At 71.4% G+C, this 22,853-nt stretch carries 25 protein-coding genes; 12 read left to right on the top strand and 13 right to left on the bottom strand.

Annotated features, from left to right (window positions below; translation table 11 throughout):
* A partial coding sequence (locus CJZ86_RS15905; protein ID WP_143594185.1) for a precorrin-6A/cobalt-precorrin-6A reductase occupies positions 1 to 229 on the top strand: 229 nt, incomplete at its 5' end.
* Positions 230 to 250: 21 nt separating this feature from the next.
* Complete coding sequence (gene cutA / locus CJZ86_RS15900; RefSeq protein WP_094587396.1) at positions 251 to 628, top strand: divalent-cation tolerance protein CutA; 378 nt, start codon at positions 251 to 253, stop codon at positions 626 to 628.
* Here cutA and CJZ86_RS15895 read toward each other — a convergent pair.
* The 4 genes from CJZ86_RS15895 to CJZ86_RS15880 all read right to left on the bottom strand — a co-directional run bounded on the left by CJZ86_RS15895 (position 564) and on the right by CJZ86_RS15880 (position 5,270).
* Positions 564 to 1,562 carry an adenosine kinase gene (locus CJZ86_RS15895; protein WP_094587395.1) on the bottom strand — a complete coding sequence of 333 codons (999 nt, stop codon included), beginning with the start codon at positions 1,560 to 1,562 and terminating at the stop codon, positions 564 to 566. The genes cutA and CJZ86_RS15895 overlap by 65 nt on opposite strands.
* An 81-nt stretch (positions 1,563 to 1,643) precedes the next feature.
* A complete protein-coding gene (locus CJZ86_RS15890) occupies positions 1,644 to 2,957 on the bottom strand; it encodes an adenylosuccinate synthase (RefSeq protein WP_094587394.1) in 1,314 nt (437 codons plus the stop codon).
* Positions 2,958 to 3,031: 74 nt separating this feature from the next.
* Positions 3,032 to 3,445, bottom strand: coding sequence for a photosystem II protein Psb27 (gene psb27 / locus CJZ86_RS15885; RefSeq protein WP_094587393.1), 414 nt, complete (start codon positions 3,443 to 3,445; stop codon positions 3,032 to 3,034).
* 25 nt (positions 3,446 to 3,470) lie between these two features.
* On the bottom strand, positions 3,471 to 5,270 hold the full coding sequence (locus CJZ86_RS15880; protein ID WP_094587392.1) for a proline--tRNA ligase: 1,800 nt from the start codon (positions 5,268 to 5,270) through the stop codon (positions 3,471 to 3,473).
* 168 nt (positions 5,271 to 5,438) lie between these two features.
* Here CJZ86_RS15880 and CJZ86_RS15875 point away from each other — a divergent pair, with 168 nt between their 5' ends.
* Positions 5,439 to 5,912, top strand: coding sequence for a DUF8631 domain-containing protein (locus CJZ86_RS15875; RefSeq protein ID WP_233134056.1), 474 nt, complete (start codon positions 5,439 to 5,441; stop codon positions 5,910 to 5,912).
* Between the two features lie 555 nt (positions 5,913 to 6,467).
* On the opposite strand, the gene CJZ86_RS15870 is transcribed toward CJZ86_RS15875, so the two are convergent.
* Complete coding sequence (locus CJZ86_RS15870) at positions 6,468 to 7,154, bottom strand: class I SAM-dependent methyltransferase (RefSeq protein WP_094587391.1); 687 nt, start codon at positions 7,152 to 7,154, stop codon at positions 6,468 to 6,470.
* A 132-nt stretch (positions 7,155 to 7,286) separates the two neighbouring features.
* On the opposite strand from CJZ86_RS15870, the gene CJZ86_RS15865 reads away from it, so the two are divergent.
* Together CJZ86_RS15865 and CJZ86_RS15860 are read left to right on the top strand one after the other, a co-directional pair.
* Positions 7,287 to 7,649 (top strand): 2Fe-2S iron-sulfur cluster-binding protein, encoded by a 363-nt coding sequence (locus CJZ86_RS15865; protein ID WP_094587390.1) that lies wholly within the window; start codon positions 7,287 to 7,289, stop codon positions 7,647 to 7,649.
* A 5-nt stretch (positions 7,650 to 7,654) separates the two neighbouring features.
* A complete protein-coding gene (locus CJZ86_RS15860) occupies positions 7,655 to 8,023 on the top strand; it encodes a Spx/MgsR family RNA polymerase-binding regulatory protein (protein ID WP_094587389.1) in 369 nt (122 codons plus the stop codon).
* On the opposite strand, the gene CJZ86_RS15855 is transcribed toward CJZ86_RS15860, so the two are convergent.
* Positions 8,020 to 9,537: a hypothetical protein gene (locus tag CJZ86_RS15855; RefSeq protein WP_094587388.1), complete on the bottom strand. Its 1,518-nt coding sequence runs from the start codon at positions 9,535 to 9,537 to the stop codon at positions 8,020 to 8,022. The genes CJZ86_RS15860 and CJZ86_RS15855 overlap by 4 nt on opposite strands.
* Positions 9,538 to 9,604: 67 nt before the next feature.
* Here CJZ86_RS15855 and lepB point away from each other — a divergent pair, with 67 nt between their 5' ends.
* Complete coding sequence (lepB, locus tag CJZ86_RS15850; protein WP_094587387.1) at positions 9,605 to 10,351, top strand: signal peptidase I; 747 nt, start codon at positions 9,605 to 9,607, stop codon at positions 10,349 to 10,351.
* Here the strand turns inward: lepB and CJZ86_RS15845 are convergent.
* On the bottom strand, positions 10,305 to 11,576 hold the full coding sequence (locus CJZ86_RS15845; RefSeq protein ID WP_094587386.1) for an amidohydrolase family protein: 1,272 nt from the start codon (positions 11,574 to 11,576) through the stop codon (positions 10,305 to 10,307). The genes lepB and CJZ86_RS15845 overlap by 47 nt on opposite strands.
* A 27-nt stretch (positions 11,577 to 11,603) precedes the next feature.
* Positions 11,604 to 12,929 (bottom strand): histidine phosphatase family protein, encoded by a 1,326-nt coding sequence (locus CJZ86_RS15840; RefSeq protein ID WP_094587385.1) that lies wholly within the window; start codon positions 12,927 to 12,929, stop codon positions 11,604 to 11,606.
* A gap of 83 nt (positions 12,930 to 13,012) precedes the next feature.
* Between CJZ86_RS15840 and CJZ86_RS15835 the strand changes: the two genes are divergently transcribed.
* The 5 genes from CJZ86_RS15835 to CJZ86_RS15815 all read left to right on the top strand — a co-directional run bounded on the left by CJZ86_RS15835 (position 13,013) and on the right by CJZ86_RS15815 (position 18,525).
* Entirely contained in the window at positions 13,013 to 14,431 is a 1,419-nt protein-coding gene (locus CJZ86_RS15835; RefSeq protein WP_286145745.1) for a CPBP family intramembrane glutamic endopeptidase, read from the top strand.
* A 57-nt stretch (positions 14,432 to 14,488) separates the two neighbouring features.
* Complete coding sequence (locus CJZ86_RS15830) at positions 14,489 to 14,941, top strand: hypothetical protein (protein ID WP_094587383.1); 453 nt, start codon at positions 14,489 to 14,491, stop codon at positions 14,939 to 14,941.
* Positions 14,941 to 16,785, top strand: a complete 1,845-nt coding sequence (locus CJZ86_RS15825; protein WP_094587382.1) for a peptidoglycan D,D-transpeptidase FtsI family protein — start codon at positions 14,941 to 14,943, stop codon at positions 16,783 to 16,785. Before CJZ86_RS15830 ends, CJZ86_RS15825 begins: the two co-directional genes overlap by 1 nt.
* Before the next feature lie 97 nt (positions 16,786 to 16,882).
* Complete coding sequence (locus tag CJZ86_RS15820; RefSeq protein WP_094587381.1) at positions 16,883 to 18,052, top strand: transaldolase; 1,170 nt, start codon at positions 16,883 to 16,885, stop codon at positions 18,050 to 18,052.
* 83 nt (positions 18,053 to 18,135) lie between these two features.
* Positions 18,136 to 18,525 carry a Crp/Fnr family transcriptional regulator gene (locus CJZ86_RS15815; protein WP_094587380.1) on the top strand — a complete coding sequence of 130 codons (390 nt, stop codon included), beginning with the start codon at positions 18,136 to 18,138 and terminating at the stop codon, positions 18,523 to 18,525.
* Between the two features lie 33 nt (positions 18,526 to 18,558).
* On the opposite strand, the gene CJZ86_RS15810 is transcribed toward CJZ86_RS15815, so the two are convergent.
* The 3 genes from CJZ86_RS15810 to pyrH are packed head-to-tail and all read right to left on the bottom strand — an operon-like array spanning position 18,559 to position 20,983.
* A complete protein-coding gene (locus tag CJZ86_RS15810; RefSeq protein ID WP_094587379.1) occupies positions 18,559 to 19,698 on the bottom strand; it encodes an NAD(P)/FAD-dependent oxidoreductase in 1,140 nt (379 codons plus the stop codon).
* On the bottom strand, positions 19,695 to 20,234 hold the full coding sequence (gene frr, locus CJZ86_RS15805) for a ribosome recycling factor (RefSeq protein WP_094587378.1): 540 nt from the start codon (positions 20,232 to 20,234) through the stop codon (positions 19,695 to 19,697). Before frr ends, CJZ86_RS15810 begins: the two co-directional genes overlap by 4 nt.
* A 29-nt stretch (positions 20,235 to 20,263) precedes the next feature.
* Complete coding sequence (pyrH, locus tag CJZ86_RS15800) at positions 20,264 to 20,983, bottom strand: UMP kinase (RefSeq protein ID WP_094587397.1); 720 nt, start codon at positions 20,981 to 20,983, stop codon at positions 20,264 to 20,266.
* A 100-nt stretch (positions 20,984 to 21,083) separates the two neighbouring features.
* Between pyrH and CJZ86_RS15795 the strand changes: the two genes are divergently transcribed.
* Positions 21,084 to 21,296 (top strand): hypothetical protein, encoded by a 213-nt coding sequence (locus CJZ86_RS15795; RefSeq protein ID WP_094587377.1) that lies wholly within the window; start codon positions 21,084 to 21,086, stop codon positions 21,294 to 21,296.
* 22 nt (positions 21,297 to 21,318) lie between these two features.
* On the opposite strand, the gene cobO is transcribed toward CJZ86_RS15795, so the two are convergent.
* Together cobO and CJZ86_RS15785 are read right to left on the bottom strand one after the other, a co-directional pair.
* Positions 21,319 to 22,023 (bottom strand): cob(I)yrinic acid a,c-diamide adenosyltransferase, encoded by a 705-nt coding sequence (gene cobO / locus CJZ86_RS15790; protein ID WP_094587376.1) that lies wholly within the window; start codon positions 22,021 to 22,023, stop codon positions 21,319 to 21,321.
* The coding region (locus tag CJZ86_RS15785; protein WP_094587375.1) for a site-specific integrase at positions 22,020 to 22,853 on the bottom strand (834 nt) is incomplete at its 5' end. The genes cobO and CJZ86_RS15785, both read right to left, overlap by 4 nt.

The following is a 22,853-nucleotide window of genomic DNA, read 5'->3' as shown; positions in this document are numbered from 1 at the left end:
GCCCGGCGGCGACGGCCGCATCGAGCGCGCCCTCTGCCGCCACTGGCAGATCGACACCGTGCTCTGCCGCCGCTCCGGGGGGGCCAACGAAGAGCGCTGGCACCGGACCTGCGCCGCCCTGGGTCTGCGCCTGCTGCTCCTGGAGCGGCCCGGGGAGCCCGCCCGGGTGGAGGCCCTGCCCCTGGAGGAGCTGCTGCAGCGGCTGGGCGAAAGTGGAACTGGGGGCTGACGCCTGACCCCACCCACCTCCATGCCCACACCCCTCAGCCTGGTGCTCACCACCGAAGCCGACCGGGAGCGGGCCGAGGCCCTGGCCCGGGAGCTGCTGGAGCGGGGCCTGGTGGCCTGCGCCAGCCTGCACCCGGTGGTGTCGCTCTACCGCTGGCAGGGCCGACTGGAACGGAGCGCGGAGGTGCAGCTGCTGCTCAAGACGACCCCCGCTCAGCTGGAGGCGCTGCGCCGCGCCCTGGGGGAGCTGCACAGCTACGACACCCCCGAATGGATCCACTGGACGGCCGCCAGCGACGGTCCCTACGGCCGCTGGTTGCTGGAGCAGCTGCCGCTCAGCCCAGGTGGCGGGCCACCAGCTCCGGCAGGGAGGCCTGGGGACGGGGACCCAGCTGGGTGACCACCTGGCCGGCACAGAGCGAACCGAGCCGTCCGCAGCCCTCCAGGCTCTCGCCGCGGGTGTGGCCGTAGAGGAAGCCGGCGGCGTAGAGGTCGCCGGCGCCGGTGGTGTCCACCAGGGGGCCGAGGTGGAAGGGCTCGATCGCCAGGGTCGTCTCGCCGCTGAGCAGCACCGAGCCCTGCTCACTGCGGGTGAGGGCCGCCACCCTGCAGCGGCCGCGGACCTGGTCGGCCGCCGCCTCGAAGCTGTCGGCGCCGTAGAGGGCGGTGATCTCCATCTCGTTGGCAAACAGCACGTCGACATGGCCGTCGACCAGCTCCAGGAAACTCTCCCGGTGGCGCTCGACGCAGAAGGCATCCGAGAGGGAGAGGGCCACCTCGCCGCCGCTGGCGCGCATCACCTCGGCGGCGGCGATGAAGGCGCGCTTCGCCTCCTCGCTGTCCCAGAGGTAGCCCTCCAGATACAGCACCTTCGCCTGGCGCACCATCTCCAGGTCGAGGTCGGCGGGATCCAGCCCCACCGACGCCCCCAGGTAGGTGCACATGGTGCGCTGGGCATCAGGGGTGACCAGGATCAGGCAGCGGGCGGTGGAGGGACCACTGGCGGCCGGAGGGGTCTCGAAGCTGGCCCCGACGGCGCGGATGTCGTGGGCGAAGATCGCCCCGAGCTGGTCGTCCCGGACCCGGCCGATGAAGCCCGCCTGGCCGCCCAGCTGGGCGATGCCGGCCAGGGTGTTGGCGGCCGAGCCGCCGGAGGTCTCCAGGCCGGCGCCGACGCTGGCGTAGAGCCGTTCGGCCTGGGCCTCATCCACCAGGGCCATGGTGCCCTTGGTGAGGCCGTGGGCCTCGAGGAAGGCGTCGTCGGCCTGGACGAGGACGTCGACGATGGCATTGCCGATGCCGACCACGTCGAAGCGCTTGGCGGTGCTGGTCAAGGGGATTCTGGAGGGGGGGTGAGGAGAGCCGGGGAAGCGAGGCGAGGGACTGAGGCGCGGGACGGACGGGGGGTCGCCGGATCAGACGCTGAGCAGGGCGCGCTTGGGGCCGTGGATCGGATCCTCGACGACGATCGTCTGGTCGCGCTGGGCGCCGAGGGAGACGATGGCGATCGGCACCTCCATCAGCTCGGCCAGGAAGCGCAGGTAGGCCATGGCCGTGGGGGGCAGATCCTCCAGGCTGCGGCAGTCGGCGGTGGAGCACTGCCAGCCGGGCAGGCTGCGGAACACGGGCCGGCAGCGGGCGAATTCGTCGGAGCTGCTGGGGAAGTAGTCGATGCGGCGGCCGTCGAGCTCGTAGGCCACGCAGACCTGGATCTCGTCCAGCTCATCGAGGACATCGAGCTTGGTGATCGCCAGGCAGTCGAGGCCGTTCACCTGCACCGCATAGCGGCCGATCACCCCGTCGAACCAGCCGCAGCGGCGCCGCCGGCCGGTGGTGGTGCCGAACTCGCCGCCCCGGTCGCAGAGGTGGTCGTTGAGGCTGCCCTCCAGCTCGGTGGGGAACGGACCTTCGCCCACCCGGGTGGTGTAGGCCTTGGCCACGCCGATCACCCGGTCGATCAGGGTGGGCCCGACGCCGGCGCCGATGCAGGCACCGCCCGACACCGGGTTGGAGGAGGTGACGTAGGGGTAGGTGCCGTGGTCGAGGTCGAGCAGGGTGCCCTGGGCGCCCTCGAAGAGGATGTTCTTGCGGGCGCGGGCCGCCTCGTGGATGGTGCGGGTGCAGTCCACCACGTGGGGGGCCAGCCGGCGGCCGTAGGCGGCGTACTCCTCGATCACCGCCTCCGGATCGAGGGCGGGGATCCCATAGACCTTCTCGAGCAGGTCGTTCTTCTCGGCCAGGGGGCCCAGCAGGCGATCGCGGAGGCAGTCGGCATCGAGCAGGTCGATCACCCGGATGCCGTTGCGCTCGGACTTGTCGGCGTAGGTGGGCCCGATGCCGCGGCCGGTGGTGCCGATGCGGCGGTCGCCGCGACGCTGCTCCATCGCCAGGTCGAGCAGGCGGTGGTAGGGCATCGTCACGTGGGCCGTGGAGGCCAGCTTCAGCCCGGAGACATCGATCTCCAGCTCCAGCAGGGTGTCGATCTCGCCCAGCATGACCTTGGGATCCACCACCGTGCCCGACCCGATCAGGCAGATGGTGTCCGGATAGAGGATCCCCGACGGGATCAGGTGCAGCTTGAGGACCCGGTCCTCGACGACGATGGTGTGCCCGGCGTTGACCCCGCCCTGATAGCGGACCACGACATCGGCGGAGCGACTCAGCAGATCGGTGATCTTGCCTTTCCCTTCGTCACCCCATTGCGCACCGATGACGACAACATTGGCCAAGGAAACAGCGGCCCGGAGCCGCTTCTAAGCACAAGGGGAGAGCTTCTCAGATCGAGGCCCCCTACGTCAAAGAATCAGGCGCCGCGCACCGCCGTTGCTTCAGCTTTCTTGAGCTCCTTCTCCAGGCGGCTGCGCAGGGGATCGGGCAGGGGGCGGTTGGCGTAACCGGCGTAGTGGGCCGCCAGCGCGTTGACGGCGGTCTGCATGGTGGTGAAGGAGGCCAGGCCGTGGATGTCCTGGCGGGGCCGGTAGAGGGCGGTGTAGCCGTTGATCAGCTGGCGGGCCTGCACCTCCGCCTCCTGGCGGGCGGGGTCGTCCTGGGGCAGGGCGATGGTGGTCAGCAGGGTCTGGGCCACGCTGACGGTGTCATCGACGTAGTTGCCGCTGAGACCGCCGGGGGCCTGGCTGCAGCCGCTCAGTCCGAGGCAGAGACACAGGCCGAGGGCCAGAAGGGGACGGAGCAGGCTGCGGCGCAGGAAGGCGACCAAGGGAGGAACGGCGTCTGGCGAAATCCTACGGGGATGCACCCTGCAGCCCGACCCGCTCCACGAGCTCTTGGAGGGCAGCGTCCGCCGTCAGGTCCCGCTTGCCGGTGCCGCCGCTGCGGTCCACCAGTTCCACCGTCCGCTCCCCGGCGCCCCGGCCCACCACCAGCCGCCAGGGGATGCCGATCAGATCGGCGTCCTTGAACTTCACCCCGGCCCGCTCGGGCCGATCGTCCAGCAGGACATCGATCCCGGCGCCGAGCAGGCGGCCGTAGAGCTCCTCGGCCAGGGCCACCTGGACCGGATCCTGGCTGCTGGCGATGACGATGATCACCGTGTAGGGGGCGATCGCCACGGGCCAGCGGATGCCGTCGGCATCGTGGTTCTGCTCCACGGCGGCCTGGGCCAGGCGCGAGACGCCGATGCCGTAGCAGCCCATCCACAGGGCTTCGTCCTCGCCGGCCTCATTGGTGAAGCGGGCCTCCAGGGCTTCGGAGTACTTCCGCCCCAGCTGGAAGATGTGGCCGACCTCGATGCCCCGGGCCGCCTCCAGCCGCTGGGAGGGGTCGTGCAGGCAGCGCTCGCCCGGCTGGGCCGCGCGCAGGTCCACCAGCTCGGGGAGCGGGCAGAGCTCGCCCCAGCGGGCCCCCACCAGGTGCTCGTCGACGCGGTTGGCGCCGCAGACGAACGCCTCCAGATCGGCGGCGGAGGGGTCGACAAGACGCAGCAGGGGGGCGGCCGCCGCCCGGGGATCCGCCTGGCGCAGCAGGGGGTCCGGCAGGTGGGGGCCCAGGAAGCCGAAGGGCACGGGCGCGTCGAGGTGATCGGCGAGCAGCGGCACGATTTCCAGCAGGGCGCCGGCGTCCGGGCAACGGGCCGTCAGCGCGTTGGCCAGCTTGACCTCGTTGAGCAGCTGGTCGCCCCGCAGGCACACCTGCACCCCGCGGGCGGGCGCGGCGGCGAAGCGGGCCAGCAGCAGCAGCACCTTCACCGTCTGGGTGGGATCGAAGCCATGGGCCGTGCAGAGGTCCTCGATGCTCGTCTGGTCCGGGGTGGCCAGGGTCCGGCAGGGGCCGGCCGGCAGGGGAACGGCGGGCGCCGGCAGGGAGACCGCCCGCTCCTGGTTGGCGGCGTAGCGGCCGTCGGGGCTGGCCAGGATCAGGTCCTCGCCGGCTTCGGCGGTGACCATGAACTCCTGGCTGGCGGAACCGCCGATGGCGCCGCTGTCGGCCTCGACCGCCACGGCCCGCAGGCCGCAGCGCTCGAAGATGCGCCGGTAGGCCCCGTCCATGGCGGCGTAGGTGCGCCGCAGGCAGGCCTCGTCGGCATGGAAGGAATAGGCGTCCTTCATGATGAATTCCCGCCCCCGCATCAGGCCGAAGCGGGGCCGGATCTCATCGCGGAACTTGGTCTGGATCTGGTACAGGCAGACCGGCAGCTGGCGGTAGGAGCGCAGCAGGTCGGCCGCCAGTTCGGTGACCACCTCCTCATGGGTGGGGCCGAGCCCCAGGGACCGCTCCTGGCGATCGATCAGGTGGAACATGATCCCCTCCCCGGCGGTGTAGCCGTCCCAGCGGCCACTGCGGCGCCAGAGATCGGCGGGCTGCAGCTGGGGCAGCAGGGTTTCGAGCGCGTCCACGGCGGCCATCTCCTCGCGGACGATGGCGGAGACCTTCTGGAGCACCCGCCAGAGCAGGGGCAGGTAGGCGAAGATCCCGGGCGCCAGGCGACGCATGTAGCCGGCGCGGAGCAGCAGCTTGTGGGAGGTGATCTCGGCTTCGGCCGGGTCGTCGCGAAGCGTCACCAGCATCAGGCGGGAGACGCGCATGGAGAAAGTCCGGTTCGGCGCTGGACGCTATCACCGCCGGCCCGGTCAAACGGATGGCTGGCCCCGGGAGCAAGTGGCCGCAACGACACTGCCCCTGACGGCGGCGGGCCCGCGACGGAAAACTCTGCTAAGGTCGGCCGTTAGTCCAGTGCGTCCAACGACAGTCTCATGCTTGCTCACCCTGCACAGGTCGGCTCACCAGCGGGCGGTTCCACCGTTTCGCCGGCCGCGCCGCTGGTCCTGCAGGGTGAATCCCGCACCGAGACCGAAACCCTCATCGGCATCGATGAGGTTCAGCGCTCCCTGAACCGCTCCCGCGCCTCGGTGTACCGCTACACCAACACCGATCCCCGCAATCTCAACCCCCCCTTCAATCCCCGCAAGCTCAATCCGGAATACCGCAGCGACCAGAAGGAGCCCCTGGTCTTCCACCCCCACGAAGTGGCCCGCTTCGCCCGGGACGTGCTGCGCATCAAGGAGGTGACGGTCGAGGTCCTCAACTCGCCCTCCACCGCCACCCAGCAGCTGCTGGCGTCGATCCTGGAGGAGCTGCGGGCGATCCGCGCCCGGCTGGACGGGGCCGAGGTCCCTCCGGCCGACCTGCACCTGCACAGGCACTCCCAGTCCCGGCCGGCCGCCTGAGCGCTGGCCGTCTGCGGCCAGGCCCCCGCGTCACGTCACCCTGTCGTTCTGTCGTCGCCGGGGGCCAATCGTGCCGATCGGTGGCACAATCATTCCAAATCACCTTTGTTCTCCGTCCAGTGCACCGGGCCACGCCGCTGCACGAACGCATGGATCACGTCCGACCCGACCGTTCCCCGTCCCGTTCCGGTTCCCATCGCGGAACCAGCGCCGCCCTCGCCTCCCCGGCCAGCCTCCCGGGCCTCGCCACGCCAGGGGCCATCCCCGCCGGACTCAGCCCCATCCTCGATGGCGGTGAGGCTGAGTCCAGCGGAGACCCGGACAGTCCGGAGCCCCGAACGCCCCTCCCCCGCTCCTCCGCTTCCGGAAGCCACACCCGCAGCGGCAGAAGCCCCGGGTCCGGCCCTGAAGATGCGGCGGCCCTGTTCTTCGATCAACCCTTCGGTGCCCTCGGCGGCATCCTGCTGGGTCTGCTGACCCTGCTGGTGCCCCTGGCCGGTGTGGTCATGGACCGGCCGCTGCTCCCCGGCCAGCAGGAGACCGGGGATCGTGGCTTCAGGCCCGTCGCTGTAGCAGGAAGCCCTGGAAGTCCAGGGCCTGGAAGAACGGCGCCGGATCGCTGAGGCCGGCGGCCTCCGCCAGGGCCGTGAGCCGGGCGATGCCGATGGGATGGAACCCCTGGATCTGGGCGGTGAGATCCACGGCTTCGCCATCCACCCCGCTGGCCCGCTGGAAGCAGCGCCAGGCCTCCGCCACCTGGGCCGAGAGGGGGGAGCGCTCCGGGCGCATCAGGTCGACCAGCACCAGCTGGCCCTGGGGCCGGAGGCTGCGGGCCAGGGCGGAGAGGAAGGCCAGTTTGGTGCCGTCGTCGGGCAGGGACTGCAGCACCAGCACCGACAGGGCGCCGTCGAAGCGGGCCTCGGCCCCCAGCTGCTCCACCGTGGCGTGATGCCACTCGATCCGGCCCCGGTTCTGCAGACGCTGCCGGGCCACCGCCAGCATCTCCGCCGACGGATCGATGGCCGTGAGCTGCCAGTCCGGCCGCTGGGCGTCGGCCTCCAGCAGCTCAGCCCCCGTGCCGCATCCCGCCACCAGCACGGCGGCGTCCTGGGGCGAGGCCAGGGGGGAAGAGGCGAGCAGGGCCACCGAGAGGCGGGCGAGGCTGGCGTAGCCGGGGATCAGCTGCTGCACCACCAGGTCGTAGGTGCCTTGCCGGGCCGGGGAGGGGTCGGAGGAGAGCAAGGTCTGCTGGCAACCCGGCCATCGTAGGCAGCCCCTCCCGACCCTCCCGATCCTTTCTCATGGCAACGAAACCGGGATCGAACGGACGCGGTGTGACCTAAGTTGGGCGGCGCCCCTCACCCCCGATCGACCGTGCCCACCATCCGTTTCGAAAAGGAAGGCCAGCAGGTTGGTTGCATTGAAGGGGCCAATCTCCGCAAGGCGGCCCTTGATGCCGGCGTGAATCCCTACACCGGCCTCAACAACCTCAACAACTGCGGTGGCCTCGGCCAGTGCGGCACCTGCGTCGTCGAGGTGGTGGAGGGGGCCCGCAACCTCTCCCCCCGCAGCGACGTGGAGGAGGTCTACCTGGCGGATCGGCCCGCGAGCTACCGCCTCAGCTGCCGCACCACCGTCAACGGCGACGTGACCATCCGCACCAAGCCGGACTCCGGGGTGGGCAAGGGCTCCAACAGCCTGGTCGGGGCCCTCAAGGCGCTGGTCGGCCGCAAGTAGGCACCATGGCCGACGACCAGGCCGGGCTCGTCCTCTATCAGTACGCCGGCTGCGGCACCTGTCGCAAGGCCCTGGCCTGGCTGAGGGAACGGCAGATTCCCTTCAACGCCATCGACATCACCACCAGCCCCCCCTCCCTGGACCTGCTGGCCGCGGCCCACGAGCAGCTCGGCGGTTTCGGCCGGCTGTTCAACACCAGTGGCCAGAGCTACCGGGCCCTGGGGGCCGCCACCGTCAAGGCGATGGACCGGGAGACGGCCCTGGCCGCCCTGGCGGCCGACGGGCGCCTGATCAAGCGTCCCTTCCTGGTCACCACCTCCGGCCGCATCCTCACCGGGTTCCGTCCCGAGGAATGGCAGGAGCTGGTGGGCTAGGTCGCGTCGTTCTGCTCCTGGGGCCCCTGGGACCCCTTCACCATCAGCTGATCGAGCTCTTCGATCAGCCCCTCGATCCCGGCCCGGCTGATCTGGCTCAGGTAGTTGCCCTTGAACTCCTCGAGGAAGGTGCACAGCAACTGCTGGGAGCGCTCCAGGGCGGGGCCGCTCTCCAGGGCCTCGGCCAGTTCCTCCCAGAAGCGGTCGATGAAGCGCTGCAGCAGCTCCAGCTGCTGGTCGTCGCGCCGGCTGAGCCGCTCGCCGGTGGTGCGGGTGAGGTCGAGCAGGCTCTCCACCATCCCGCCGGCCAGCTGGCGGCTGAGGCCCTTCTCCACCTGCAGCAGGGGCTGGAGCTGGCGCAGGCCCGGCGGCACGATGGCGTTCTGCAGGCTCTGCTGCAGGGCATGGCCGAGCACCCCCTGGAGCTCGGGGGCCAGGCGCGGGGCCACCCGCACCAGCAGCAGGGGGCCCCAGATCCGCACCAGTTCCACCAGCTCCCGCTCGTCGTTGCTGACCACCGTCTGATGGCTGCGCAGGGCCCGGATCCGCATCGGCCAGCGGCGCGAGCGGATCAGCTGCTGAAGGCCGTCGATCAGCTGCAGGGCCAGCACCTCGAACAGCTCCACCGCCAGCAGGGCCACCACCGCCCGGCTGATCACCGCCCGCAGCGGTTCGATGCTGATCAGGCCGCTGGTGTGGAGCCGCTCCAGCACCGGCACCACCCGCAGCCAGCGCCAGAAGGGCAGCAGCAGGGGCAGGTCGATCCAGCGCCGCAGCAGGGCCCGGTTCCAGCTCAGGCCCGGCAGGCGGCGGCGCAGGCGGTAGGCCCGCAGCAGGATGTCGAGGGCGAAGACGCTCTGGAACAGGATCAGGTCGTAGCGCCAGAAGTGGTCGGTGGGGCGCCCGTTCTCATCGATCGAACGCCAGTAGGTGGTGGCCACCAGGGGCAGCACCTGCTGGCGCCAGAACAGCCGCTCCTGCGGCCAGGGATGGGCGTCAATCCAGGCGGGGCTCAGCAGCAGCGCCGCCGCCTGCTTGGCCGAGTCCCGGTCGGCCCGCTGGCGCAGACGGTTCTTGATCTTCTCCAGGGTGCCGGAGGTGCCCGAGGCCAGCATCGGGTTGGAATCGATCATCTCGACGGTGAGCCGCACCTGTTCCGCCAGCAGCTGGCGCTGGATCGGCGTGGTCGCCCCCGGGGGGCCCTGCCTCAGGGCCGCATCCATGCGGTCGAACTGGCGCAGGTAGGCCTGGGTCTCCCGGTGCGGCTCGATCCCCTTGATCGGATCCACCCAGGGGGTGATGTCGGGGATGAAGGTGAGCGGCACCGCCAGGGGCACCGACGGCAGTGGGTAGAGGTTGCGCTGCAGCCAGAAGGTGCGCAGGGGGATGTAGCTGATGTCGAAGGCCACCCAGAGCAGGTTCAGGGCGGCCCAGAGCGCCACGAAGCGATCCCAGCGCCGGCCCAGCCGGCTCGAGGGCGCGGCCAGGCTCTGGTGCCAGCGTGGGCGTGCCATCGGGGACGCGGCGGGCGGGTGCGTGCCTAATCTGCCTCCCGACCATGGAACCTGCCGCACGAACCCCTTGAGCCCCTCGGATCCACCGGCCGACCACGGCGCCCCCGACGAGCCGACGCCCCCCCCGGAGCCGCTGCGTCGCCAGGAGGAGCGGGAGGAGAGCCCTTGGGCCTTCTGGCGCAGCGTCCTGATCACCCTGGCGGTGGCCCTGGGCATCCGCCAGTTCCTGCTGGAGGCCCGCTACATCCCCTCCGGCTCCATGCTTCCGGGACTGCAGCTCCAGGACCGGCTGCTGGTGGAGAAGCTGTCCTTCCGCCAGCGCCCCCCGAGGCGCGGCGAGGTGGTGGTGTTCCGTTCGCCCTACCACTTCGATCCGATCCTCACCGGGCCGACCAAGCCGGGGGCGCTGCGCTGCCTGCTGGTCAACCTTCCCCTGATCGGTTCCCTGCCGGGGATCCAGCAGCCGGCCTGCGATGCCTACATCAAGCGGGTGATCGGCCTGCCCGGCGAGCGGGTGGTGGCCGACCCCCGCGGCCGGGTCAGCATCAACGGCCGTCCCCTCGACGAGCCCTACGTCAGGAACTACTGCCCGGTCGATCGCCAGGGGGTCGGCCCCTGCCGCACCATCGACGTGGTGGTGCCCCCCGGCCATCTCGTGGTGATGGGCGACAACCGGGCCAACAGCTGGGATGCCCGCTTCTGGCCGGGCGGGCCGCTGCTGCCGGAAAGCGAACTGATCGGCCGGGCCTTCTGGCGCTTCTTCCCGTTCAGCTCGGCCGGTCCGCTGCCAGAGCCCAACGCCCAGGATCGCTGAGCCCGCAGGCCAGCACCCGTCCCTGCAACGGCCGCCCCCGGCAGGGGCGGTTGGCCGCCAGGGAACCGTCGGTGGCGTCCTCCCAGCGCCAGGAGCGGCGGGGATCGAACAGCAGCCACTGGGCCGTGCCGGCGGCCAGGGCCGGCTCCGGCAGGCCCAGGAAGCGGGCGGGGCCCCAGCAGAGCGCCTGCCAGAGCTGCTCCGGCCGCCAGCCCCGGCGTCCCACCAGTTCCTCCCACAGCAGCGGCAGCACCAGGCCGTGACCCGCCACGCCGGGGCGGCGCTGGTCAAGGGGCAGCAGCTCCTCCTCCGCATCCAGGGCGATGTGGTGCACCGCGACGGCGCTGATGACCCCGTCGGCCAGGCCATCGATCAGGGCGCGCCGGTCGGCAGGTCCCCCCAGGGACGGCTCCACCAGCCACCCCTCGTCGGCGGGATCGAGGCCGCCGCTGTCGGCGACCAGATGCCACCAGCCCACCGAGGCCAGCGGCGGGCGGCCATGGCGCCGCAGCCGGGCCACCGCCTCGGCGGTGGAGACATTCATCAGCCGCAGGCCGGCGGCGGGCAGGTCGTCGGCCAGGGAGAGCAGGGTCTCGAGGGGGAGGGTTTCGCTGCCGGGGGGGTCGAGGGGCCAGCCCGCCCGCAGGGCCTCCACCCGCTCCCGCACGAACCCCCGCCGGGCCAGGGACCCGTCCCGTGGCGGCAGCAGCACCGGCCGGTCCCCCATCTCCCCGAGCCGCAGGCCGCGCTCCAGCAGATCGAGCGGCGGCAGGGTCGCCCCGGCCGCCAGGCCGCAGGCGCCGGCGGCCAGCTGGTCGCCGTGGGGAGCCAGGTCCCGGTCGAGGCCATCGACGCTGAAGCTGCCCCAGCGGAGCAGCCGCATCGGCTCCGGCCAGCTCCAGCCCAGCCGTTCCGGCCGGTCGCGCCAGCTGGAGGCCCAGGGCAGCAGGGCCACCGTGCCGTAGCCACCCGCGGCGGCGGCCTCCCCGAGGCTGGCCAGGGTTTCGGCCCGCCCCTGCAGGGGGTCCTCCAGCACGCTGTGGGGATCCACCAGCGCCGGTGCCAGCCAGCAGCCCTCGGCGTCGAACGTGGCGACGCCAGCCACGTCCGGCTCCGGATCGATCGCCCGCAGCACCCCGTCCTCCAGGAGCACGTCGGCCTGCCGGGGCGGCCGCCCCGGGGCCTCCAGCAGAGTCACCCCGCGGATCAGCAGCTGACGGACCATGGCAGGGGCTTCGAAGGGGTGGGCGGGCTAGAGGGCGCCGGCTGCCGTGCGGTCGATCACGCCCCCCAGATGGGCGGTGAGGTTCAGGGCGCTGACCACCGGCGGCGCCGTCGCCCCCCGGGGATAGTCGATCACGGTCACCCCACCGTTCCCCTGCTTGATGGCCCAGATGTCGGCGGGGGAGAGGCCGAGCAGGGCGCAGAGGATGGTCTTGTTGACCGCATCATGGGCGACCACCAGGGCCGTTTCCTGGGGATCCAGTCCGGCGACGATCCGGTTCCAGGCGGCCAGCGACCGGTCCCAGACCTCAACGATGGTCTCCCCTTCGGGCATCTGCACGGTCTCGGGGGTGCGCTTCCAGGCGGCGAGGAGGTCGGGCCAGCCGGCGGCGATCTCGCTTTCCAGCCGGCCCTCCCAGAGGCCGTGGCCGATCTCCCGCAGCCCCCGGGTGGTGGTGAGCGGCACGCCGGGATGGGAGCCCAGGATCACCTCGGCGGTGCGCAGGGGGCGGGCCATGTCGCTGCTGTAGGCACGCTGCAGCGGGATCGGGGCCAGGAAGGCCCGCGCCGCCTCCGCCTGGGCCAGGCCGTGGCCATTGAGGGGGATGTCGATCTGGCCCTGGAACCGTCCCTCCCGGTTCCAGTCGGTCTCGCCATGGCGCACCAGCAGCAACCGACACCCCGGTCCGGCCGGCGGCAGGGCCGTGCCCAGATGGGCGGTGCCGTTGAGGGATTCCAGCTGCACCGAAGGCCGCCCGCCCTCGCCGCGGACCAGGTTGAGCACCGAGATGGAGGCGTTGTCGAGCCTCAGACGCAGGAAGCCACTCGCCGGCAGGCCGAGCAGGTGCAGCACCAGGCAGCGCAGGATGGCGTTGTGGGCCACCACCAGCACGGTGTCGTCATCACCGTGGCGGGCCAGCAGCCGATCGGCGAAACGGCCCGCCTGCTCCAGCAGCTCGGGCACCGGCAGAAAGCGGCTGCCATCGGCGCGCTGCAGCTCCATGGTCTCGGGGGCCTCGCGCCAGCGGCGCTCCTGCTCCGGATCCACGGCCCGCACCTCGCTGCGCAGGAGTCCGCTCCAGGGCGCCAGATCGATCTCCAGCAGATCGTCGTCGTAGACGGGGGCCAGCGGCGAGCCGTGGCTGGCCAGCAGGGCGGCCGTGGTGGCGCTGGCCCGCTGCAGCGGCGAGCTGTAGACGGCGGTGAAGCCGAGCTCCGCCAGGGCCTCCCCAGTGCGACGGGCCTGGAGCTGCCCCTCCTCGGTGAGGTTGGAGAGGTCGTCACGGCCCTGGATGCGGTGCTCCAGGTTGAAGCTGCTCAGCCCATGGCGGACCAGCACGATGCGAAGGGGCAAGGTGCTTGTGGCGCAGGCGAGGCCATCGTATGGGACGGGCCGTGGCCGGGCGCAGGGGAGAATCAGCACCCATCGCCGCCGAGGTGGTCCGGTTGAACGGAACCCCTTCCCGATCCGGACCGCCCGCCTCCCCCCCGGGCTGGAAGAGCCTTCTTGCCCTGCTCAGCCTGGCCCTCTGCGCCCTGCTCTGGGTGGGCGGACTGATCGACAGCCTTGAGCGGCCGTCGGTGGTCGATTCCCTCAGCCTGCGGCAGCTGGAGCTGACGGCCCTGGCGGCCGAGGCGGTTCCGGAGGGGCTGCGGCCGCTGCTCAGCGGCGAGGACCCGCGCCGGGAGCTGGGCGATGAACTCCGGCGCCAGATGGAGGCCGCCGAGGAGCCGCCGCTGGCGGTGCGCCGCCTCGAACGGGCCCTGCTGGAGCGCGACGCCGGGACCGCGGCAGCCCTGGACGACGACACCGAACTGAGGCAGCTGCTGACCCAGGTGGACGCCGTGCGGCGTCCCCTGATCCAGGCGCTGCTCGACGGACGGCCCGTGGCGGCGGAGCAGCGGCAGCAGCTCCTCGCCCCCTGGGCGGCTCCCCTGATGGTGCAGCAACTGGTCTGTGAACAGCTGCCGGGGGACCCGGGCGCCTGTCCGGCCGAGGAGCGGTCCGTGCGGCTGCTGCTGATGCTCCTGGCGGTGACCACCCTGCCGGCCCTGTTCCTGCTGGTGGGGGCCGCCCTGCTGCTCCGTCAGGGCTGGCTGGCCTGGCGGCAGCGACTTCCGGCGGCGCCGCCGCTGGTGGGCCCGCCCCTGAGCCCCGTCGATGTGACCCTGCTGATCGCCGGCGGTTTCGTGGTGCTCGGCGAAGTCGTCGTGCCGATGGTGGTGCAGCCGCCACTGCAGATCGCCCTGCAGCGCCTGGCCGCCCCGAGGGCCCTCAGCCAGGGCATCGAGGTGCTGGTGCTCTACGCCGCCCTGATGGCCGCACCGCTGCTGCTGCTGGCCCTGATGCTGCCGCGGCGGGGGACTCCTCCGGCGGGGGGCTGGCTGCAGTGGAGGTGGCGGCCGGCCGGGTCCGCCCTCGGCGCAGCGCTGGCCAGCCTGCTGATGGTGCTGCCGGTGGTGACCGCCTCCAGCTGGGCGATCGACAGGATCTGGGTTGACCCGGGCGGCAGCAATCCCCTGCTCGACCTCGTCCTGACCAGCGCCGACCCCCTGGCGCTGGCCTGTTTCGCCCTCACCGCCCTGGTGGTGGCCCCCCTGTTCGAGGAGGTCCTCTTCCGCGGTGTGCTGCTGCCGGTGGCGGGGCAGAGGCTCGGCGGAGCCGGCGCGGTGGTGCTGAGCGCGGCCGTGTTCGCGATCGCCCATCTGAGCCTGTCGGAACTGGCCCCGCTGTTCGTGCTCGGCCTGGGCCTCGGCTGGCTGCGCTGGCGCAGCGGCCGACTGGGAAGCGCCGTGCTGATGCACGCCCTGTGGAACGGGATGACCTTCATGAATCTCCTCTTTCTCGCCGACTGACACCGCTTGCTGCGGTCCCTGATGGGTGGTTCACTTGCGCAGTGCCTTACAGGTCCCTTGGCCGCCTCCCCCGCCCCACGCAGCCAGAATCCGCTGCCGAAACCGAGGCCCCTGCAGAGGCCCCTGCAACTGATCGAGGGATCCCTCTCGGCGCGCAGGATTGAACGCCAGGCCCCCTGGCTGGCCGGACTGCATCGGATCAGCAGCGGAGCCCTGGTGGGGCTGGGATTCTCGATGCTCGGCCTGAGCGCCCTGACCCTGCACTGGCAGAACCAGTGGGCCCACAGCTTCGCCAAGTTGGAAGCCTCCAAGACCCTCGAGCACCGCATGCAGGAGTCCTCCGCCCTGCTCGAGCAGCATCACCTCAGCCTGGTGCGGCGCCCCGGCCTGCTGGAGCCCACCAGCAGCGCCAAGCTCATCCATCTGCCTGAGCCCCGCAGCAGCCGCCCCCGCGCCCCCCTGCCGCTGCTGGCCGGCTTCCAGCTGCGGGCCATGCCGGCCGGCTACTGATGCCCCCCTCCTCCCGTTCCGGGCCTGGCGAGGGCCGCCCTCCGGCGACCGCCTCCGGGGGCGGACGCCGCCCCAGAGGGGGCGCAACCCGTCGGGTGGTGGAGATCCAGCCGATCCCCGCCGGCCGCATGCTCACGGTCTATCTCCTGCTCTGCGCGGCCCTGGTCGGGCTGGCGGGACGGCTGGCCTGGCTGCAGGTGGTCCAGGCCCCCGAGCTCCAGGCCCGGGCCCGGGCCATCCAGACCCATGCGGTCACCCCCATCGGCAAACGGCGCACCATCGTCGACCGGATGGGGCGGCTGGTGGCCCTCGACGAGGAGCGCTACACCCTCTGGGCCCACCCGCGCTACTTCAACCTTCCCGGCGACGAGCCCCAGCAGATCCGTCCCCCCGCCGATGTGGTCCGGGAGCTGTCCAAGGTGCTGGCCAAGCCGCCCTCCACCCTGCTGCAGACCATCGGCAGCCGCCGCAGCGGCGTCAAGCTCGCCACCGGCCTGGATCCGGAAACGGCGAACCGGGTGAAGGAACTCGGCATCAGCGGCCTCGATCTGGAGGCCTACCCCCAGCGGGTCTACCCCCAGGGGTCCCTGTTCGCCAACGTGGTGGGTTTCCTCAACCTGGAGAGGGTCGCCCAGGCGGGTCTGGAGCAGAGCCGGGACCGGGACCTGCGCCGCCAGGAGGTGACCCTGAGCATGCGCCGCGGCGCCGACGGCACCCCCCTCCCGGATGGCCTCCAGGCCGGGGCGCTCTACGGCGACGACCTGCGGCTCCAGCTCACCCTCGATGCCCGTCTGCAGCAGGTGGCCCAGCAGGCGCTCACCAAGCAGGTGAAGCAGTGGCGCGCCAAGCAGGGCGCCGCCCTGGTGATGAATGCCCGCAACGGCGAAATCCTGGCCCTGGCCTCCACCCCCACCTACGACCCCAACCGGTTCTGGAGCTACAGCCCCGCCCTGTTCCGCGAGTGGTCGGTGCAGGATCTCTACGAACCCGGCTCCACCTTCAAGCCCATCAACCTGGCCCTGGCCCTGCAGGAGAAGGCGATCCGCCCCGACGACAAGGTGAACGACGTGGGCCAGCTGACGATCGGTGGCTGGCCGATCTTCAACCATGACCGCCGCGCCAACGGCGTGATCGATTTCCCCACGGTGCTGCAGGTGTCCAGCAACGTGGCGATGGTGAAGGCCATGGCCCAGGTGAAGCGCGATCGCTTCTGGCACTGGCTGCGGGCCTTCGGCATCGACGAGATGCCGGACACCGACCTGCCCGGGGCCGTGGCCGGCCAGCTGAAGAGCCGCAGCGAGTTCACCTCGGCGCCGATCGAGCCGGCGGTGGCCGCCTTCGGCCAGGGCTTCTCCCTGACCCCCCTCAAGCTGCTGCAGCTGCACGGGATGCTCGCCAACGGCGGCCGGCTGGTGAGCCCCCACATCACCCGCGGTCTGCGCTCCGGCGATGCCCTGGCCAGCGCCACCGCCCCCACGGGCGTCCAGCTGCTCGATCCGGCCGTCACCCGCACCGTCGTCAAGTGGATGGAATCGGTGGTGGAGAACGGCAAGGGCATGAAGATCCCCGGCTACCGGATCGCCGGCAAGACGGGCACGGCCCAGAAGGCCCGCAACGGGGTGTACATCCCCGGGGCCCGGATCTGCAGCTTCGTGGCGATCCTGCCGGCCAATGATCCCAGCTATGTGGTGCTGGTGGTGGTCGACGAGCCCCAGGGTGGCAATGCCTACGGCTCCACCGTGGCCCTGCCGGTGGCCCGTCAGATCGCCGAGGCCCTGCTGGTGATCGAGAAGGTGCCCCCCAGCCAGCCCACCAAGGTCGCCGCCAAGGCCAGCCGCTCCTGAGCCAGCCTGTCCTCATTCCCACAACCGCGTTGCGTCCCTGAAGGAGGCCATGGCTAGCGTCGGAGCCAGCAGACATCGCGCCCGACACCGTTCCACGATGGCCAACCTTCTCGAACAACTGGCCGCCATGACCGTGGTCGTGGCCGACACCGGCGACATCGACGCGATCCGTCAGTTCACGCCGCGGGATGCCACCACCAACCCGTCCCTGATCCTGGCCGCCGCCCAGATCCCCACCTACCAGGACCTGATCGACCGCTCCCTGCGCGAGTCCCGGGAGGTGATCGGTGCCGAGGCCCCCGCCGAGGACGTGGTGCGCGAGGCCATCGATGAGATCAGCGTCACCTTCGGCAAGGAGATCCTCAGGATCGTCCCGGGGCGGGTCTCCACGGAAGTGGATGCGCGCCTCAGCTACGACACCGAGGCCACCATCACCAAGGCCCGCAAGCTGATCGGCCTCTACGCCCAGGCGGGCATCGGCACCGACCGGGTGCTGATCAAGATCGCCTCCACCTGGGAGGGCATCAAGGCGGCGGAGGTGCTTGAGCGCGAAGGGATCCACTGCAACCTCACCCTGCTGTTCGGCTTCGCCCAGGCCGTGGCCTGCGCCGAGGCGGGCATCACCCTGATCTCGCCGTTCGTGGGGCGCATCCTCGACTGGTACAAGAAATCCACCGGTCGCGACAGCTATCCCGGGGCGGAGGATCCCGGCGTGCTCTCGGTGACGCGGATCTTCAACTACTTCAAGACCTACGGCTACGGCACCGAGGTGATGGGGGCCAGCTTCCGCAACATCGACGAGATCGTCGAACTGGCGGGCTGCGACCTGCTGACCATCTCCCCGACCCTGATGGACCAGCTGCGCCAGAGCGACGGCCCGCTGGAACGCCGCCTCGATGCCGCCCATCCGGGCGCCAGCGAAGCCAGAATCCACGTCGATGAGGCCACCTTCCGCACAATGATGGCGGCCGATGCCATGGCCAGCGAGAAGCTCGATGAGGGCATCCGCGGCTTCTCCAAGGCCATCGAGACCCTCGAAGGCCAGCTGGCCCATCGCCTGGCCGTGATCGAGGGCGGGGCCGCCTTCACCCATGCGGTGCACGAGATCTTCCTGCTCAACGATCTCGACGGGGACGGCTGCATCACCCGGGAGGAATGGCTCGGCAGCGATGCCGTCTTCGATGCCCTCGACACCGACAACGACGGCCGCCTCGCCCCCGAGGATGTGCGCGGCGGCCTGGGTGCTCCGCTGGCGATCAGCCGCTGACGGCCGGGCCGCCCGGCAGCGGCCCTTTCCTTGACCGGTTGTTCACCTTGATGGGCAAGGATGGGTCCCCGTTCAGCTCACGCATGGCCCACACCGTCCACGCCCTCGACACCATGCGCGCCCTCGCCGACAAGGGTGAGGTGAGGGACGTGGAGGCCGGTTCCGTCATCTTCCGGGCCGGCGAGCCCGGCGACTGCATGTTCGGCCTGCTGGAGGGGACGGTGCGGCTGAGCTGGAATGCCGATGCCGGCCACGAGGACATCCAGGCCGGCGACGTCTTCGGGGCCGGGGCCCTGGTCACCCAGGACCACCGCCGCTACGGCCATGCCACGGCCCTCACCCCCTGCCGGCTGCTGGTGATGAACCGCGAGAAGTTCCTGTTCGCCGTCCAGGAGGCGCCCATGTTCGCCATCGAGCTGCTGGGCTCCATCGACCAGCGCCTGCGAGACCTCAAGGGGGTGACCCGCAACTGAGCCCGTTGAGGCCCTGGCGCCGACCCTGGGCGCTCAGCCCCGCTGGAACAGCAGCCGGCGGATGACCCGCTGGGCAATCTCGCCGTAGCCCATCTCCCCGGAAAGGATCTGGGCGATGCGCTGGGGCGCGGTGGGCCGCTTGATGCCGAGCTGGTAGCCCACCCGCGGCACCCGGTAGAAGACCTGGGCGATCCGTTTGCCCCAGGCCATCGAATCGCCCCAGGCCTCGCGCATCCGCAGGCTGTAGTGCTCCAGGGCAGGGGCGTCGCCATCCAGCCAGCGGTCGAGGGCCGCGGCCGCTTCGCAGCCGCTCAGCAGGGACGGGCGCAGGCCCTCGGCCAGGAAGGGATCGCAGAGCGAGGCGGCGTCACCGACCGCCACCAGGCCGGGGCCATGGAGGGGGTGGTGGCCGTTCCAGAGGCGCAGCTGGCCGTGGCGGCGCTCCCCCGCCGATTCCGGCAGCCCCAGGCTGGGCAGCAGGGCGGAGAGCACCGCCCCGCTGTCGGCCTCCTGCTGGCCGACGAAGGTGCCCACCCCGATGCTGTAGCCGCCCCGGCGCGGAAACACCCAGCAGAAGCCGTGGTGCACCAGGCCGAACTCGAAGCGGGCCATGTCGGCGGGATCGGGATCCGCCGCCACCTCCACCGACACGGTGGCGGCGAACCGGGGCCGGGACGGCCCCAGGCCCAGGGGCGCCGCGAAGCGGGAGCCGGAGCCGTCGGCGATCACCACGGCCCTGGCCCGCAGCCGCAGATCCCCCGGACCGGCGACCTCCCAGAGGCCATCGTCACGGCGCTCGATCCGCTCGGCCCGGCAGCCATGGCGCAGGTCGCAGCCCGCCTGGACGGCCTGCTCCGCCAGGAAGGCGTCGAGGACGCTGCGGCGCACGATCCAGAACGGAGCCTCCCCGGGCAGCTCGGCCGTGACCGGATCCTCCAGGCACCAGGTGAACCGCACCCGGCGGATCACCTGGTCGACGGCGGGGGCCAGATCGAAGGGGAACCAGCGCTGCACCGAGGCGGCCATGCCGCCGCCGCAGGGCTTAGACCGTCCCGGAGCCTGGGCCTCCAGCAGGATCACCCGCCGGCCCCGGTTGGCCAGGTGGAACGCCGCCGCGCCGCCGGCGGGGCCGGCCCCGACGACGATCACGTCGGCATCGGCAGGGCTGCTCACACCTTGAGGATGTCGGCTTCCTTCTCCGCCAGGTGCTTCTCCAGCTCGGCGATGTAGCGATCGGTCAGCTTCTGGACCTTCTCCTGCTCGTCGTGGCTCTGGTCCTCGGAGAGCTCACCGTCCTTCTCCTGCTTCTTGATCCTGTCGACGCCCTCACGGCGGAGATTGCGCAGACCCACCTTGCCCTCTTCGGCATACCTGGCCGCGAGCTTGCAGAGCTCCTTGCGACGGTCCTCGGTGAGGGGCGGGATGTTGATGCGGATCACCCGGCCGTCGTTGTTGGGGGTCAGGCCCAGATCACTCATGGCGATCGCCTTCTCGATCAGCGCCATCGAGCCCTTGTCGAAGGGCTGGATCTGGATCGTCTGGGCGTCAGGGGTGGAGATCGTCGCCAGCGACTTGAGCGGCGTGTCAGAGCCGTAGTACTCGACGGTCAGCTTGTCGAGCAGGGAGGGGTTGGCCCGACCGGTGCGGATGGTGTTGAAGGTGCGCTGGGTGGCTTCCACCGACTTGCGCATGCTGGCTTCGAGATCCATGGCAGGGGAAGGGTGGTGGGGAGGGAACGTCAGCGGCGGGGCGCCGGCACGATGCTGGTGCCGATGGACTCACCGGCAACCGCCCGGCCGATGTTGCCCGAGCCGAACAGGTCGAAGACCACGATCGGAATCGCATTGTCCTTGCACAGCGCGATGGCGGTGCTGTCCATCACCTCCAGCTCGCCGCTCAGCACGTCGAGGAAGGTGAGGGTCTCGTAGCGGACCGCGTCGCTGTGCTTGGCGGGATCCTTGTCGTAGACCCCGTCCACCTTGGTGGCCTTGAAGATCACGTCGGCGTTGATCTCCGCCGCCCGCAGGGCCGCCGTGGTGTCGGTGGTGAAGAAGGGGTTGCCGCAGCCGGCGCCGAAGATCACCACCCTGCCTTTTTCCAAGTGGCGGATGGCCCGGCGGCGGATGTAGGGCTCCGCCACCTCCTGCATGGAGATGGCGCTCTGGACGCGGGTGGGCACCCCGGCCCGCTCGAGGCCGTCCTGCAGGGTGATGGCATTCATCACCGTGGCCAGCATGCCGACGTAGTCGGCGGTGGCACGGTCCATGCCCGCCGCCGAGCCCTTCAGGCCCCGGAAGATGTTGCCGCCGCCGACGACGATCGCCAGCTGGGTGCCGCCGGAGACCACCTCGACCACATCCTTGGCGATCGATTGAACGATGGCGGGATCGATCCCATAGCCCTGGTCACCCATCAGCGCTTCACCGCTGAGTTTGAGGAGAACGCGCCTGTAGGCCATCGACTCGTGCGATCGGCCGAACAGTAGCAACCCCTCCCGCGAAGCCACCAGGTTGCCGGCGCCGGCGACACCCGCTTCACTGCCCCAAAGGAGCACCGCCATGGCCTTCGACCCGCCCGGATGTCCCGTCCCCCGTGGCCCCAGCGGCACCCGCGGCAGCGACGTGATGGCCCGGCTGACGCTCTCGGCCCTGGACCGCGCCAGCGGCAGCCCGGGGTTCTGGGGCGAGCCGGAGGTGCACCGAGCCCTGCTGGTCAGCGGCCTGTCGGTGCTGGTCTGCAGCCTGGCCCGGCTTCAGAACGACCTGGGCTGATCCCGGCGATGGTCGGGGGGACTCAGTACTCGATGCCCGCCTGGGCCTTGACCCCCTGCTCCCGGAAGGGGTGACGCACCACCTTCATCTCCGTGACCAGATCGGCCCGCTCCAGCAGGGCCGGCGGGGCGCCGCGGCCGGTGAGGGCCACATGGGTGAGGGGCGGTCGCAGGGCCAGACCCTCCAGCACCCGCTCGGGCTCGAGATAGCCCAGCTTGAGGGCCACGTTGATCTCGTCGAGCACCACCAGCTTGCGCTCGCCGTCGGCGAGGTAATCGCAGGAGCGCTCCCAGGCGCTCTGCACCAGCTGGCGGTCGCGCTCCCGGTCCTGGGTCTCCCAGGTGAAGCCCTCACCCAGGGCATGCCAGTGGAGGTCGTCGCCGAAACGCTCCAGGGCCCGGGCCTCCCCCGGCTGCCAGCCGCCCTTGATGAACTGCACCACCGCCACCTTGCCGCCGTGGCCCAGGGTGCGCAGCACCAGGCCCAGGGCCGCCGTGGTCTTGCCCTTGCCCTCGCCGGTGAACACGAGCACCAGCCCCTTCTCCAGGTTCCGCTCCCCCACCCGCTGCTGCTGCACCTCGCGGCGGCGCTGCATGCGGCGGCGGTAGGCCTCCTGGTCCACCTCGGGGGCCAGGTCGCCCCCCGGGCCCAGCTCCTCGGCCTGGCGATCCAGGGCCAGGGTGTCGTCCGCCACGGGGGCAGGGGTCGAGGAGGCGTTCGCCGTCATGGGGAGCGGTGTCCGTTTGCGGCACTCTGGCGGAGCCGTGCCAGGGCCGTGTCGACCGCCTGCTGCTGGTCCCGCCGGGTGATCCAGTGGTGGTAGGTGCGGGTGTGGATCGCCACCGAGTGGCCCATCATCCGGGCCGCCACCGTGTCCGGCAGGCCGATGTGGATCGTGCGCACGGCCCAGGCGTGGCGCAGGTCGTAGGGGGTGATCGGCAGCCCGTAGCGGCGGAACTGCTCCGCCACCCGCCGGCCCACCTGCTGCAGGGTGGTGCGGCGCAGGTCGGTGCACACCCGGGGCAGCTCGGCGCCGCCCTCCCCCAGACCCTCCAGGCCGAAGTGCTCCACCCAGTCGGGCTGGAACGGCCACACCTGGTGCTCCCCGGTCTTGCTGGTGGGCAGCACCCGCAGCACCCGGTCGCCCCCCGGCGCCAGGGCGGAGAGGTCGCAGAAGAACACCTCGTGGTTGCGCAGGCCGTAGGTGGCCATCAGGCCGTAGGCCAGGCGCCAGCGGGGGTTGGGGATGGCCGCCACCAGCTCCAGGATGCGGGCGTCGCTGGGCAGGCCCCGGAAGCGGGCCACATGCAGGCCGTAACCACCGCTGCGCTCGCTCCAGTCGGCCGGCAGGGGGAGTTCGAGGTGGCGGGCCAGGGCCCCCAGGGCGAGGCCGCACTGCTGGCGGCTGCGGCTGGCCAGGGGGTAGGTCTCCAGCACCCGCTCCAGCAGGGGCACGTCGACGGTCGCCGGCGTGGCACCGGAGGCCGAGGCCACCGCCGCCAGCCGCCGCAGGTAGGGCCGGTAGGCGCCGCTCCAGGTGCTGCGGCTGCCGGCGGG

It is taken from the genome of Synechococcus sp. BO 8801, assembly GCF_002252675.1.
Taxonomy (GTDB): domain Bacteria; phylum Cyanobacteriota; class Cyanobacteriia; order PCC-6307; family Cyanobiaceae; genus Cyanobium.
The sequence above is the reverse complement of the archived record's forward strand: the minus strand, read 5'-3'. Positions and strand labels throughout refer to the sequence as shown.